Origin of the sequence: Alistipes montrealensis, from assembly GCF_018362775.1 — a bacterium.
GTDB lineage: Bacteria > Bacteroidota > Bacteroidia > Bacteroidales > Rikenellaceae > Alistipes > Alistipes montrealensis.
The window spans coordinates 190,776-204,225 of record NZ_JAGYXY010000005.1; the positions used below are offsets into that span (position 1 = coordinate 190,776).

Genomic DNA, 13,450 nt, shown 5'->3' on the forward strand with positions numbered 1-13,450 from the left:
GCGGTTTACGCAGGTTTACGGCAGGTTGTGTAAACCGCTGTGTAAACCATGAGCGCAACAGTCGAAGTCGTTTGCTACAAGTCCAAAGTGTTGGCAAACAACGAATCCCCGTTAATGTTACGGGTTACAAAAGACCGAAAACGCAAGTATTCCAGCATCGGAATCTCAGTAAACCCCGTCTATTGGGACTTTGAAAAGAACAAACCCCGCAGGAATTGCCCCGACAAACCCCGCATTGAACAGATCATAGCCGAGCTGATCAGATTTGTTTTTGTCTGCCGAATATTAAAAAAGGAGGATTGCCGCGTCCGGCAATCCTCCTTTTCGTCTCCCCGGGAAAGGGATTACTTCAGCTTCGCGGCATCGGAAGACATCTTTTCGTAGATGGCTACCATCTCGCCGAACGATCCCTCGCCGCGTTTGAGTTCGTACATGAACACGCCTTTGTAACCGGCCTTCATCAGCGCCTTGTACAGCACCGGCCAGTCGATCTTGCCCTTGCCGGGAAGCCAGTGACGCTCATCGACCATGTCGTAATCGGAGACGTGGACGGTCCCGATCCGGTCGCCGCACGCCTCGACGAAATCCAGCAGGTCCTCCGAAAGCAGGTGGTTCGTATCGAAGCAGATTTTCACGTCGGGATAAGGCGCGATGATGCGCAGCAATTCGGCGGAGTTTCGTCCGAGACACGTGCGCGGCAGGTCCTCGATGCAGAGCTCCGCACCGATCCGTGCAGCCACCCGGCGCAGCACGCCGATCGAGGCGATGCTGTTCAGGATGCGCTGTTCGCGGTCGGCGTCCGCAATCGGTTCCGAACTGGGATGCAACACCAGTTTCTTCGGTCCGAGTTCGCCGCAGATGGCGATCATCTCCGTCAGGAATTCGACGTTGGCCATCCGGGCGCTGTCGCTGAGCACCGAAATATCCATCGTGCGCGAAAACGGGAGGTGACACGACCACACCTTCAGCCCGGCTTCGTCGGCCTTCTGCCTGGCATGAAGCGCCTTTTCGCGAATCTCGGCCACGGTTCCGCGGCCGCTGATGCCGATCTCGACATACCCGATACCCGCCTGCGCGGCCTGTGCCATCTCTTCGGGGCTCATGCTGCTGGTCGAACTGCCGATGCCGAGACACTGCGCCGTCAGCTTCGCGGCGCACAGCAGCACGGCTGCCGTAAACAAAATCTTTTCCATCTTTCCCGGTTATTTGGTGTAATTTTTCACGCAACGGACACTCAGGTAAAGATCCTTGGCCGCTTCGCTGTTGGTTTTGGCCTGGAGGTTCAGGCTCGTGCCGCTGATGACCAGCGAACGGGCCGTCGTCGCATTGGTCTGCCCGATGAACCACATGTATCCCCACTTGCCCAGCGCACTGCTGTTAAAACTGTTGTCCGCCTTCTGGTAACCCAGCGGATACCAGCCGAAACCGATACTTTCGGCCCCTTCGACGAATTGCAGGAGGGCTTCCCCGGCGTCGGTAAGCGTCAGGCTCGACTGAATCCAGATGCCGCCGTCGACAACGCGCCCGTTACCGCCGCGCAGCCACGCGCCGACGTTGCCCATGTTCTTGACCGTGCAGCCCGACATGTAGAACTTGGATTTCGTCGCCGCATTCGCCGGATTCTTGTCATGTCCGCCGGAGAAGGTATAACCGCCCAGCGCGAAATCGTCGGGAATCGCATATTCGCTCTTGATAGCCATCAGCATGTCCCACCAGTCGTTGGCGTTGGCCACATGCCAGCCTTCGGGGCAGCAGCCGCGAATCTGGACGCCGTATTCGCCCTCTTCCGTACCGTCGAGTTTGAACGCGTTGCCCACGTCGTCCACCCCTTCATACCCCTGCACATAGGGACACTGCGCCGACGTACAGCCCGAAATTCCGGTCATCGCTTCGTACCAGGTGTAGAAACGGCCCTTGGCAGCGTCCAGGCGTGCCAGGTGCGAAGCTTCCAGCCCCGAGACCGAGAAGGCCGTCAGGTCGGGCGCGACGCCCAACCGGCCGTCTTCGCCCGCCTCGTGGCAGTTTTCGGTCATCCACCAGCGTTTGCCGTATTTGCGGATCGAGTAACCCGGCAGTTCGATGGGAACCGAAACGGTGATCGCCGCGAAATACTCGCGCACCTTGCTCGTCCCCAGTTCGTTTTTCGCAACCACCGAAACCGACTGCGCGGGAATCACCACGTCGTCGTTGACCACCTTGACGGTGATGACGTTGGTTCCCTGCCCGTCGACGATCGAGATTTTCGACTTCTCCTGTTCGGCAATCGTCCATTCGTAGGTATCGGCCCACTGGACCTTGGTCACCGAGAAGGTAAACTCTTCGCCGCCGTTGCAGGTCAGCGTGGCGGGGACCTTCGTGATTGGCCCGGGTTTCTTGGGAACGGTCATCTCCTGCATCTCCTCCTCGGTGTCGCGCTTCACGGCCTCGGTACAGGCGACCAGTGCCGACGTTGCGGCCATACACGCCGCGGCCACTATATATTTTCGGATATTTTTCATGGTTTTAACGTTTTAGGTTTTACAAAGTGTGAACCTCGGGGTATCCGAACGGATTCTCCACATACCAACGGGCCTTGTAAATCTGGTAACCCGCACGGTTGAACAGGCGGTTGCCGCTCAGGTCGGACACCTCGGCCGACCACCAGTTGGAGCCGCCCGACGTGGGACGCATGACGATCGTCGAATAACCCTCCGGACCCGTCGAGATGCTCTTGATGTCCTTCTGCTGGAAAATCTGCACATCGGAGAATTTCTCCGTCTTGCAGTCGAACTTGTAAACGTGCTCGACCGTGGTGACATACATCGCCTCCTCGCCGTAAACCGGAGCGAGGTCGTGCGCCATGGTGTTACCCGTCCCCATGTCGTAGGACCTGACCTGCGAAAGTTCGGGGGCCGTGCGGTTGCCGTTGTAGGAGAGTTTCAGCAACTGGGCGCCCGTCGCCGTCCACAGGCAGTTGCGCCTCAGGTCCCAGGCCACGTTGTGGGCCGAATAGACCGACATGGTGAAAGCGGGCTTCGCGACATATGCCGCGGCTTCATTCTCATTATTATAAACATAGACGCTCAGCAGGTTGCCCGTACTCGACGCCACCACGATATTTTTATCGGGAAGCACCTCGGCCGAGTGGGGATTTCCGCCCGGCTTGGCATAGAACAACAACTTCTTGTCCGCGATACGGATCAGCCCCACGCCGCCGCCCGAAGCCGTAACGAGCACGCACGTACGGTTATAGACCGGCTTGGCCTCGTCGGGGGTATTGAACCACGCCTGCTCGCTGGCCGAAAGTCCGCTGTCGGCAGCCTTCCACTCCCAGGCGATCTTTCCCGTCGGCTGGTCGATCATCACGATGCGGTTCTTGCTCTGCTCGGGCAGGATCATCACCTTCGTGGCCTTGTCCAGGTCGATCGTCTCTTCCTTCTGGTCCCCGGGTCTCCAGGGCACATAAGGCCCCTCCTCCTCGTCCTTGCTACAAGCCTGGAGGAAAAATACGGCAGCCAGAATCCACAGATACTTTTTCATAGTTATAATTTGCAGTTTGTCGGATTAATAATTGGGGTTCTGTTCGAGTTTCTTGTTCAGCAGGATCTGATCCGCCGGAACAGGCCACCAGTAATCGCGGTCGGGGTCGAACGCACGTACGGCGATGTCCGTTCCCGCATAGTCCTGAATCACGGCGTTCATATCCAGTTCGGCGGTCATCCAGCGGCGGATATCGTTGTAATAAAGGCCTTCGCCGGCAAACTCGATACGGCGTTCGTGGCGGATGATTTCGCGCATCTGGGCCTGGGTCTTCGAACCGTAGGTATAGGTCGGCATGCCGACACGTCCGCGTACCCGGTTCACCGCATCGTAAACAGCGTCCGACGGCCTCGCATCGACCTCGTTCTGCGCCTCGGCAAACATCAGCAGCACGTCGGCGTAACGGATGAACATGTAGTTGGTCTCGCCGTTCGAGTCGTCCGAATCGCGCTTCTGCTCGTCGTAGATCGTGAGTTTCTTGTGCGCGAAGCCCGTGAACTGGCACACCTCCGAAGCCGGGCAGTTGGCCTTGCCGAGGAACGTGCTGCCGGGATAGAAGTTCGTCGCCGCGAAACGGGGATCGAGGTTGTCGTACTTGCCCATCGTCCCCGGTCCGCCGGTTTTCGTCTCATAGGCGTTCACCAGGTCGAGCAGCGGCGCATTATTGCGGTACTGGATGCTGTACACGTTGAACGAATTGACAGCCGTGTTCTTGGTCTTCGAGAACTCGATGTTGAAGACACACTCGCAACTGTGCTCGTTGGCCGGCAGGAACAGTTTCCGGTAGTCGCCGTAGAGGTCGTAACCCGCCTGCGCCTCCTTTTCGATCAGGTCGCCTGCCGCTTTGGCCGCAGCCCGCCATTTTTCGACATCGTTCGAGGGGTTGACCAGCTTGCTGGCCTCGAAGAGCAGCACGCGGGCCTTGAGGGCCATCGCCGCGCCGCGCGTGGCACGCCCCTGGTCGGCAGCCTTCGACCACTTCCAGTCGAGCAGTTCACGGTCGATAATATCGTTCAGGTCGTCGAGGATGGCCCGGACCACCTCTTCGCGCGAAGCGCGGGGCAACGAGCCGTGCGCATAAACGGGCTCTTCGAGAATCAGCGGCACACCGTTGTAATAGGTCACCAGCATATAGTAATAAAGTGCGCGGAGGAATTTGGCCTCGCCCTCCATCTGAACCCGGCGGTCGTCGGCCACCACAGCGCCGGGCAGGCGGTTGAGGTGGGTATTGCAGCGCCCGATACCTTCGTAGCACTTTTTCCAGCGGTTGGCGATGATGCCCGAACTGTTGGCCGTGTGCGTACCCTGCGCAATCACGTTGAAACCGCCCGAGTTGTTGTAATTATAGGCGTTCGGGGAGCACGTTTCCTCCATCAGCGGCGCCGAATCACCGAACAGTGCACTGTTGGTCAGGATGTTGTAACACCCGGACATAGCGGCCTCGGTTCCCTCTTCGGTTTCCCAGAACGTCTCGACCGTATATTTGTCGGTAGGAATGGTGTCGAGGTTGCAGGCGCCCAGCGTCACCGCACCGCAAAGCATCAATCCGAATACTATCTTTTTCATAATTTTCCGTATTTGAAGCGATTAGAAAGTAATATTGAAACCGAAGTTGATCGTCCTGAGCGAGGGATATTGCATCAGGTTGGTCGACGAAAGGTCGATCTCGGGGTCGAACATCTTCAGCGGGGAGATCGTGAAGAGGTTCTCGCCGTTAACAAAAATCTGGCACTGGCTCATGCCGAGTTTCGAAATCCACTTCTTGGGCAGGGTGTACGAGAGCTGCAACTGTTTGCAGCGCAGGTACGACGCGTCGTAAAGCCACTGCGTATTCTTGTAGTCGTGCATCTCGGGAGCGCCCGTCGCGGTGTGGAGAATCGGCAGGCGGGAGTTGTGGTTCTCGGGCGTCCATGCGTCGGTGGCCCACTCCTTCAACACGCCGGCTCCGTTCCAGAACGGCGCGGCCAGGTTGCCCGAAAGATAGGTCTTCACGTCGGCAACGCCCTGGAACTGCGCCGAAAGTTCGAGCCCCTTCCAGCCCAGCGAACAGTTGAAGGCATAGGTGATGCTCGGGGTCAGGTTTCCGCTGACAGCACGGTCGTTGTCGTCGATCTTGTCGTCGTTATTGAGGTTCTTGTAACGGATGTAGCCCGGTTTCACGCCGCTGCCGACAGTCACCGAGTTGGCGATCTCGTCGTAGCTGTTGTAGAATCCGTCGGCCTGGTAGAGATACCACGCATCGATAGGCTCGCCCTCGCGGATGATGTTGAAGGTCTTGATATACTCCTGGCCGTCGAGGTCCACGACGATGTTTTTGTTGTAACAGAAGTTACCGCCGACGCTGTAATGGAAATTCTTGATCGTGCTCCGCCACTGGAGGTTCAGCTCGACGCCGTCGTTGGCCACCACGCCGATATTCTGCTTCGGGCCGTTCAGGTTGCCGATCTGCGCCGGAATCTTCACGTCGCGCAGGATACCTTCGGTGCGTTTCTTATAGAGGTCGACGCTGAACAACAGGCGGTGGTCGAAGGCCTCGAAGTCCAGTCCGAGGTTGTAGGTGCGGGTGGTCTCCCACGAAATATTCTCGTCGACGAAGTCCTTGATCGCCGCGCCGCCCGCAAGCACGTCGCTGAAACTGTAATTATAATCCTTGCTCGCCAGCACGGCCATCAGGTATTCGTAGTTGCCGATGGCCTGGTTACCCATTTCGCCGACCGAACCGCGAAGTTTGAGGACGTTGATCTGCCGGACGTTCTGCAGGAAATTCTCCTTGTCGATACGCCAGCCGACCGACACGGCGGGGAAGAAGGCCCAGCGGTTGCCCTTGGCGAACTTCGACGAGCCGTCGTAACGTGCCGTCACGTCGATCAGGTATTTCTCCTTGTAGTCGTAGGTGATACGCCCGAAGTAGGAGAAGAGCAGTTCGAGCGACGAACCGCCCGAAATCTCATCCATCGTAGCCCCTACCGACAGGGCCGTCAACTGGTTGTTGAAGTAGTCGCGTTTCTTGGCCTGGAAATTCTTGCTGTCGTAGCGCTTGTACTCCGTGCCGGCCATGATGTTGAGATTGTGGCTGCCGCCGAAGCTCTTGCCCCACGAAAGGGTATTGTAGAAGGTGTAGTTGATCGAGTTGTTGTCCCAGTCCTTGGCCGACACGTAGGCGCTGAAATCCTTGCGCTCCATGGTCTTGGGATTGTAGGTGTACATCGCATGCTTGAAGTCCTTCGAATAGTGGTCGATCTTCACATAGCCCAGGTTGGCGTTGTACTTGATCCCCCACGGCAGGTCGTAACCGATGTTGATCTGGCCCAGGATGCGGTGATACTGGCGCCGGGTGTTACCCTCGTTGAGCTCCATGAGCGGGTTCTCGGGATTGTTGCGCCCGGGGGTCGAAAGCCACGTCGAGAGCCACTTGCCGTCGGGCAGTTGCGTGCCGAAGATCGGCAGGGCGCGGTTGATGACGTTGACCGTCGTCGAAACGCCGTAGATCGGGTCGGTGTTGTAACGCAGGTTGCCCAGCAGGCTGACGCCCACCTTCAGGCGCTTGGTCACCTGCGCGTTGATCTTCATGTCCCACGAGAAACGCTCGGCATCGTCGTTGGCGATCATGATACCGCGCTGGTTCATGTAACCGCCGCCCAGCGAGTAGGAAATCTTGTCCGTGCCGCCCGAAACGCGGGCGTTGTACTGCTGGAGGAAGCCGTTCTGGTAGCAGAGGTCATACCAGTCCGAAGCGGGATAGATGTACCGGTCGTGTTTCATTCCCTCCTCGTATTCGAGGATGTCGTCTTCGTTGTAGGTCACCGTCAACTTGCCCTCGTTCAGCTCGGCCTGGTTGCGCATGCGCATGTACTGGATCGGGTTGGTCACCACGTCGGGAACATACGTCGCCGACTGGATACCGAAGTTGGCGCTGAGCTTCACCACGGGCGTACCTTTGCGGGCCTGCTTCGTGGTGATCAGGATGACGCCGTTCGCCGCCTTCGAGCCGTAGATCGAAGCCGAAGCGTCCTTCAGTACCGAGATCGTCTCGATGTCGCCGGGATTCAGTTCGCTGAGCGAATACTCCATGCCGTCGACCAGCACCATCGGGCTGGAACTGCTCATCGTCCCGACGCCGCGGATGCGGATCGTGGCGCCGTCGCTGCCGGGCTTCGCCGAAGCCTGGTTGATATAGACGCCGGGCATCGAATAGAGTGCCTGCGAAGCGTGGGTCATCGGCTGGTTCTCGATCTCCGACATCTGGCGTACGGCGATCGAACCGGTCAGGTTGACCTTCTTCTGCACGCCGTAACCGATCACCACCACGTCGTCGAGCATCTGGGTATTCTCTTTCAGCACCACGGTCAGGCGCGTCCGGTTGCCCACCGCCACCTGCTCGGGATTGTAGCCGATGAACGAGACGCTGAGCTGTGCGCCGGGCGTCACGTTCAGGGCGAATTCGCCCTTCGAGTTGGTCACCATGCCGTTGGTCGTGCCGTCGACCAGCACGTTCGCACCCACGATCGGATCGCCGGACTCGGTCTCGACACGGCCCGTCAGTTGGTATTCGGCCCCCGAACGCCCCTGCTCGGGCTTGTAAAGCACGATGTGACGCCCCTCGATCTTCGCCAGAATCCCCTGGTCGGCCAACACGCCGTCGAGCAGTTTTATGACGTTCTGCTCCCGGGCATCGACCGACACGCGTTTTTCAAAGTCGATTTCGGTTTCCCGATACCAGAACGAGTAGCCGCTCTGCGCCTTGACCGCCTCGATCACCTCGCGCACGGTAGCGTCCTTCAGCGTCAACGAAATCACAGGATTCTGCGCATAAAGAGCCTGCGCTGCGACCGTAAACCAACACAGAACGAGCAATCCGCTCAGTCTGCCCAGTGTCCGCCGTCCGAAAAGGTCCCGGAAGGACCTCCTGCTGGTAGAATTTTTACTCATAAGGATTAAAATTTAGGTTGTAGTGAAATAGTTGGGTGAATATTTATCGGTTTCTGTAAAGTTCGAAATGGTTTTTGCGGCTCCGGAAGAGGATACGGCTGTCGGCCGAGATGATTTGCATAATCTCCTGGATGTTCTCGCCGTCGACGAACTCGCCCGTGAAGCAGATTTTACGCAGCCGTTCGTCCGCAATCGCAATGTCGACGTTGAACTGCCTTTCGAGGCTCCGGGCGATCGACGCCAGCGGTTCGGCCCTGAAATAGAGTTTATCCTCCTGCCACGAGAGCACCTGCCCGACGTTCACCCGGCGCAGCGACAGCATCCCGGAGGTCCGTTCGAAAAATCCCTGTTCGCCGGGCCGCAGCCGCACGCTCCGCGAATCGGGACCGCCGTCCACCAGCAGGCTGCCCGTCGCAAGCGTGATCTGGTAGTTCTCGTCCTCGGAATAGGCGTGTACGTTGAAGGTCGTGCCGAGGACCGTCGAAGCAACCTCGCCCGTGACGACGACGAAAGGCCTTCGGGCATCGTGCTCGACCTCGAAATAGGCTTCTCCGTCGACCTCTACGCGGCGTTGGTCGCCAAACAGGGTCGGATAGACGATGCGCGTGCCGCCGTTGAGCCGCACCCGCGAACCGTCGGGCAGCACCACATCGGACTTCACACCCTTCGGCGTCGAGATAATCACGGGATGCGCCTCGGCGACCAGGCGGCTCTCGACCCGGCGTCCGCCCAGAAACCAACTGCCGCAGACGACACCCGCCATCACGGCCGCAGCCGCGGCATAGCGCACAATCCGCATCCGGAGTCCCCGGCGGCGGATACGCGTACGGACATCGGTCCACACCGCTTCCCGCATCTCATCGGCCATGGCGTCGACTCCGGGTCCCACCCGGATGCCGTCCAGCAATTCGGACAGCCTGCGGCGGTCGCGTTCCGAACCTTCGATCATTTCGGCCATCTCCGGCTCTTTCTCCCTATTTTTTATCTGCATGATTTCTCTTTTTTAGTCGTGTATACAGTTATAGAGTACGAAAGCCGCGGTTCCGTTTAAGGGAACCGCGGCTTTTTTCGTATTTTTTCGATTTTTCCGTCCGGAAGGCGTCAGAAACGCGATGAGAACAGGAACATAAGCAGGGAGATCAGTTTCAGGTCGGGATAATGTTTGCGAATGCCCGTCACGATCCGGTCGACGGCGATCTTGATCTGGACGCGCACCGTACTTTCGGAGAGCGACAGCGCCCGGGCGATTTCGCGCGACGACAGCCCCTCCTGCCGGTTGAGCAGGAACACCGTGCGGCAGCGTTCGGGAAGGTCGTTGATCAGGCGGCGTACCAACTCCTCGACTTCGGATTCCAGCAGGCGGCTATCGGGAGCCTCTCCGTCGTGGGGGGGGGAATTGAGGTCGAGCACCGAAATCGGAATATCTTCGAGCGACAGGCAGCGCCGTTGCGCCTGGCACTCCCTCAGGTAACGGTTCGATTCGTTGCGGGCGACGACATAGAGATAGGCGTCGATATTGCTGATCCGCCGGAGCGAGACGCGGGATTTCCACACGGCAACGAACACGTTGCTGACGACTTCGCCGCAGGCCTCCTTGTTCCGCAGGAAATAATAGGTAAACCGGAAAACGCTCCGGTAATAGAGATCATAGAAAACCCGGAAAGCGTAATCATCGTTCTCGCTTACGGAAACAAGCAAATCTTCGAGTTTCTTTTTCTTCTCCACGTTCGCTGGGTTCAGGCTTTCTGAGAACAAAAATAGGAAACTTTTTCAGAACCGCAATACGCAGCTTCGTTAAAATCCGGTAACGAGGCCCGCCTGCACCCGCATTCCGACATCCGCAAAAAGACCGGAGCCGCTCTGCGTGAACGGCCCCGGTCCTTTTCGATCGGTCGGTTTACGATCCGGAAATTACTTTCCTTCGTCGCTGTTGCGAATCTCCTTGCGGCGGATCTTACCGCTGATGGTCTTGGGCAGCGAATCCACGAACTCGATCACGCGCGGATATTTATAAGGAGCCGTAATGCGTTTTACATGGTTTTGCAGCTCCTTGATCAACGCCTCCCCGGCACGTTCGCGGTACGTTGCTGCAAGGACGATCGTCGCCTTCACGACCTGCCCGCGAATCTCGTCGGGAACGCCCGTAATGGCGCATTCCACCACCGCCGGATGGGTCATCAGAGCGCTTTCCACCTCGAACGGCCCGATGCGGTAACCCGAACTCTTGATCACGTCGTCGGCACGGCCCACAAACCAGTAGTAACCGTCTTCGTCCCGCCAGGCCACGTCGCCCGTGTAGTAAACCCCGTCGTGCCAGACCTCGCGGGTCAGCTCTTCGTTCAGGTAGTACCCCTTGAAAAGTCCGAGGGGCTTGCCTGCGTCGGTGCGGATCACGATCTGCCCCTGTTCGCCGTCTTCGGCCGAACGGCCGTCGGGCGTAATCAGGTCGATCCGGTACTGGGGATTGGGCACGCCCATGCTTCCGGGCTTGGACTCCATCCAGGGGAACGTGGCGAGCGTCAGCGTCGTCTCCGTCTGCCCGAATCCCTCCATCAGGCGAATGCCCGTCAACTTCCGGAACGCATCGTAAACCGCGCCGTTCAGTGCCTCGCCCGCCGTCGTGCAGTACTCCAGCGACGAGAGGTCGTATTTGCTCATATCCTCGCGGATCAGGAAGCGGTACACCGTGGGAGGCGCACACAGCGAGGTAATCCGGTATTGTTCGATCTTGCGCAGCATGTCCGCGGGCGTAAACTTCTCGTGGTCGTACACGAAGATGTTGGCCCCGGCCAGCCACTGCCCATAGAGTTTACCCCATGCGGCCTTCGCCCAACCCGTGTCGGCAATGGTCAGGTGCAGGCTGCCGTCGTGGAGTTTGTGCCACAGGAGGCCCGTGGTGATATGTCCCAGCGGATAGGTGAAATCATGGGCCACCATCTTCGGTTCCCCGGTCGTTCCCGAAGTGAAATACATCATCATGATGTCATCGTTGGTGTTCACCTGCTCGGGGCGCACGAACGGAGGCGCCGTCTCTACGCCGGCGTGAAAATCGAGAAACCCTTCGGGAACCTCGGGACCCACGCTGATCAGCAGCTTGGTCGTGGGGCTTTCGGGCATGGCCGCCGCGATATGGTCGGTGATCACCGGCTCGCCCGCCGCCACGATCGCCTTGATGCCGGCCATGTTACACCGGTAGACGACATCTTTTTTCGTCAGCAGGTGGGTCGCGGGAATCACCACCGCCCCCAGCTTATGCAGGGCCACGATCGAAAACCAGAACTCGTAGCGGCGCTTGAGGATCAGCATCACCACGTCGCCCTTCCCGATGCCGAGGCTCCGGAACCACGAGGCCGTCCGGTCGCTTTCGCGCTTGATGTCCGCAAAGGTGAACTGCGCTTCGTCGCCCTGGTCGTTGGTCCAGAGCAGTGCCTTTTTGTCGGGCTGTTCGGCGGCATAGACATCTACCACGTCGTAGCCGAAATTGAAATTTTCCGGAACCCGGATGTGCAGGTTCTTCCGGTAATCCTCCTGCGAGGAGAATGTCGTCTGGGATAAAAATCGTTCTACCATACCTTACATTATTATGGCCAGGAACCGGACCGTTTTCCCGTCGAGCGCTTTCATTCCGTGCGGCTGGCTCGAATCGAAATAGAGGCTGTCGCCCGTTTCCAGCACGATCTCCTTGCCGTTCAGGCCGATCAGCAGGCGGCCTTCCAGCACGTAGTTCATCTCCTGCCCGGCATGGCTGTTCAGGTGCATCGGGGCGTCGTCCGCCGAGGGCTCGACCGTCACGATAAAGGGATCGATCTTCCGGTCGCGGAATCCTGCCGCCAGCGCCTCGTATTTATAAGCCTTCTGCCGCTCGACCGATACGCCCTTCCCGGCACGGGTAATGAAATAGGCGTTCATCTTGGGCTCTTCGCCGAACATCAGCACATCGAGGCTGATTCCGTAATGGCGGGAGATCGTTTGCAGCACATTCACCGAAAAATCGGTCTTGCCGCTCTCCATCGCCCGGTACTGCTCGACCGGGAGGTTGCAGCTTTCAGCCACCTCCTGCTCCGTCAATTCGAGCGCTTCGCGCAGCCCGCGCAAACGGGTCGCGATCGACTGAATAGGGTCACACATTATTTTTTCGTTTTAAATAATAAGGTCTGCACACGGGCCCCGGACAGCAAGTAACAATCCGGAAGGCCGGCCACACGGCCCCTGTACATTGCACGGGCCGTTTTCCAGTAAGTAGGCCGTAAATATACTAAAAACTCTTAAAAACTGCAATTTCATTTTCTTTTTCCTCTTCCCGCGCCGTGAATATTCGGGTTCCGGATTTTTCTTTTCGCCGTTTTGGCGTATATTTGCAACGATGAAACGACTGATCTGCCTACTCCTGCTGCTGGCCGCATCGTGTAGCCGCAGCGCCCTGCCGCCCGATGTCACCGAGCAGCAGCCCAAGCGCGAAACCCCGGTCGACGAAGCGACCTACACCAAAATCTTCCTGGCCGGAACGATCGACATGGGCAACAGCGTCGACTGGCAGGCCGAAACGATCCGCCGGTTCCGCGAACGGAACGACGGCCGCTACCTGTTCTTCAACCCGCGGCGCGCCACCGGACTGGACGGCACGACCGGTGACATGCACTACCAGATACGCTGGGAACTGGAACACCTCGAAAAGGCCGACCTGATCGTGATGAACATCCTCGGGACGAGCAAATCGCCCATCACGCTGCTCGAAATGGGCATTCACATCCGCTCGGGAAAACTGCACGTTGCCTGTGAGCCAAGTTTTTACCGCTACGACAACGTAAAAGTCACCTGCGAACAATACGGCGTCCCGCTCTACGCATCGCTCGACGAACTGCTCGCCGGCGTATTCGGCAAATAAAAAATTTCCTCCCCGGATTTTGTTTTTTCGAACAGAAGCCCTATATTTGTCCCCAACGACAGAACAAATGACGAATTTCAACCATATCCATCATCACCATCACCGCTTTACCAAGGG

11 protein-coding genes are annotated in these 13,450 nt (G+C 58.2%); 2 read left to right on the forward strand and 9 right to left on the reverse strand.

Annotated features, from left to right (window positions below):
• Positions 1–48 precede the first annotated feature (48 nt).
• Positions 49–384, forward strand: coding sequence for an Arm DNA-binding domain-containing protein (locus tag KG007_RS11635; RefSeq protein ID WP_213349008.1), 336 nt, complete (start codon positions 49–51; stop codon positions 382–384).
• Here the strand turns inward: KG007_RS11635 and KG007_RS11640 are convergent.
• From KG007_RS11640 to KG007_RS11680, 9 genes are all read right to left on the reverse strand, one after another.
• On the reverse strand, positions 345–1,193 hold the full coding sequence (locus KG007_RS11640) for a sugar phosphate isomerase/epimerase family protein (protein ID WP_213349010.1): 849 nt from the start codon (positions 1,191–1,193) through the stop codon (positions 345–347). The two genes, KG007_RS11635 and KG007_RS11640, sit on opposite strands and share 40 nt — an antisense overlap.
• 9 nt (positions 1,194–1,202) lie before the next feature.
• On the reverse strand, positions 1,203–2,498 hold the full coding sequence (locus tag KG007_RS11645) for a fibrobacter succinogenes major paralogous domain-containing protein (protein WP_213349012.1): 1,296 nt from the start codon (positions 2,496–2,498) through the stop codon (positions 1,203–1,205).
• A gap of 19 nt (positions 2,499–2,517) precedes the next feature.
• Positions 2,518–3,519 (reverse strand): DUF6528 family protein, encoded by a 1,002-nt coding sequence (locus KG007_RS11650; protein ID WP_213349014.1) that lies wholly within the window; start codon positions 3,517–3,519, stop codon positions 2,518–2,520.
• Between the two features lie 24 nt (positions 3,520–3,543).
• The gene (locus KG007_RS11655) at positions 3,544–5,085 is read right to left on the reverse strand and encodes a RagB/SusD family nutrient uptake outer membrane protein (RefSeq protein WP_213349016.1); all 1,542 of its coding nucleotides are present in this window, start codon (positions 5,083–5,085) and stop codon (positions 3,544–3,546) included.
• Positions 5,086–5,106: 21 nt separating this feature from the next.
• Positions 5,107–8,448, reverse strand: coding sequence for a SusC/RagA family TonB-linked outer membrane protein (locus tag KG007_RS11660; protein ID WP_249413330.1), 3,342 nt, complete (start codon positions 8,446–8,448; stop codon positions 5,107–5,109).
• 43 nt (positions 8,449–8,491) lie between these two features.
• Positions 8,492–9,439 (reverse strand): FecR family protein, encoded by a 948-nt coding sequence (locus KG007_RS11665; protein ID WP_213349018.1) that lies wholly within the window; start codon positions 9,437–9,439, stop codon positions 8,492–8,494.
• Between the two features lie 110 nt (positions 9,440–9,549).
• A complete protein-coding gene (locus KG007_RS11670; RefSeq protein ID WP_195458724.1) occupies positions 9,550–10,173 on the reverse strand; it encodes an RNA polymerase sigma-70 factor in 624 nt (207 codons plus the stop codon).
• Positions 10,174–10,359: 186 nt separating this feature from the next.
• On the reverse strand, positions 10,360–12,018 hold the full coding sequence (locus KG007_RS11675) for an AMP-binding protein (protein WP_213349020.1): 1,659 nt from the start codon (positions 12,016–12,018) through the stop codon (positions 10,360–10,362).
• Between the two features lie 3 nt (positions 12,019–12,021).
• Entirely contained in the window at positions 12,022–12,576 is a 555-nt protein-coding gene (locus tag KG007_RS11680) for a helix-turn-helix domain-containing protein (RefSeq protein WP_195458726.1), read from the reverse strand.
• A 235-nt stretch (positions 12,577–12,811) separates the two neighbouring features.
• On the opposite strand from KG007_RS11680, the gene KG007_RS11685 reads away from it, so the two are divergent.
• Complete coding sequence (locus KG007_RS11685; protein WP_213349022.1) at positions 12,812–13,333, forward strand: nucleoside 2-deoxyribosyltransferase domain-containing protein; 522 nt, start codon at positions 12,812–12,814, stop codon at positions 13,331–13,333.
• Positions 13,334–13,450 lie beyond the last annotated feature (117 nt).

Excerpts from the sequence above, each read along its gene's own strand:
- KG007_RS11635 (WP_213349008.1), top strand. The coding sequence starts at position 49 with ATGAGCGCAACAGTCGAAGTCGTTTGCTACAAGTCCAAAGTGTTGGCA.
- KG007_RS11640 (WP_213349010.1), bottom strand. The coding sequence starts at position 1,193 with ATGGAAAAGATTTTGTTTACGGCAGCCGTGCTGCTGTGCGCCGCGAAG.
- KG007_RS11645 (WP_213349012.1), bottom strand. The coding sequence starts at position 2,498 with ATGAAAAATATCCGAAAATATATAGTGGCCGCGGCGTGTATGGCCGCA.
- KG007_RS11650 (WP_213349014.1), bottom strand. The coding sequence starts at position 3,519 with ATGAAAAAGTATCTGTGGATTCTGGCTGCCGTATTTTTCCTCCAGGCT.
- KG007_RS11655 (WP_213349016.1), bottom strand. The coding sequence starts at position 5,085 with ATGAAAAAGATAGTATTCGGATTGATGCTTTGCGGTGCGGTGACGCTG.
- KG007_RS11660 (WP_249413330.1), bottom strand. The coding sequence starts at position 8,448 with ATGAGTAAAAATTCTACCAGCAGGAGGTCCTTCCGGGACCTTTTCGGA.
- KG007_RS11665 (WP_213349018.1), bottom strand. The coding sequence starts at position 9,439 with ATGCAGATAAAAAATAGGGAGAAAGAGCCGGAGATGGCCGAAATGATC.
- KG007_RS11675 (WP_213349020.1), bottom strand. The coding sequence starts at position 12,018 with ATGGTAGAACGATTTTTATCCCAGACGACATTCTCCTCGCAGGAGGAT.
- KG007_RS11680 (WP_195458726.1), bottom strand. The coding sequence starts at position 12,576 with ATGTGTGACCCTATTCAGTCGATCGCGACCCGTTTGCGCGGGCTGCGC.
- KG007_RS11685 (WP_213349022.1), top strand. The coding sequence starts at position 12,812 with ATGAAACGACTGATCTGCCTACTCCTGCTGCTGGCCGCATCGTGTAGC.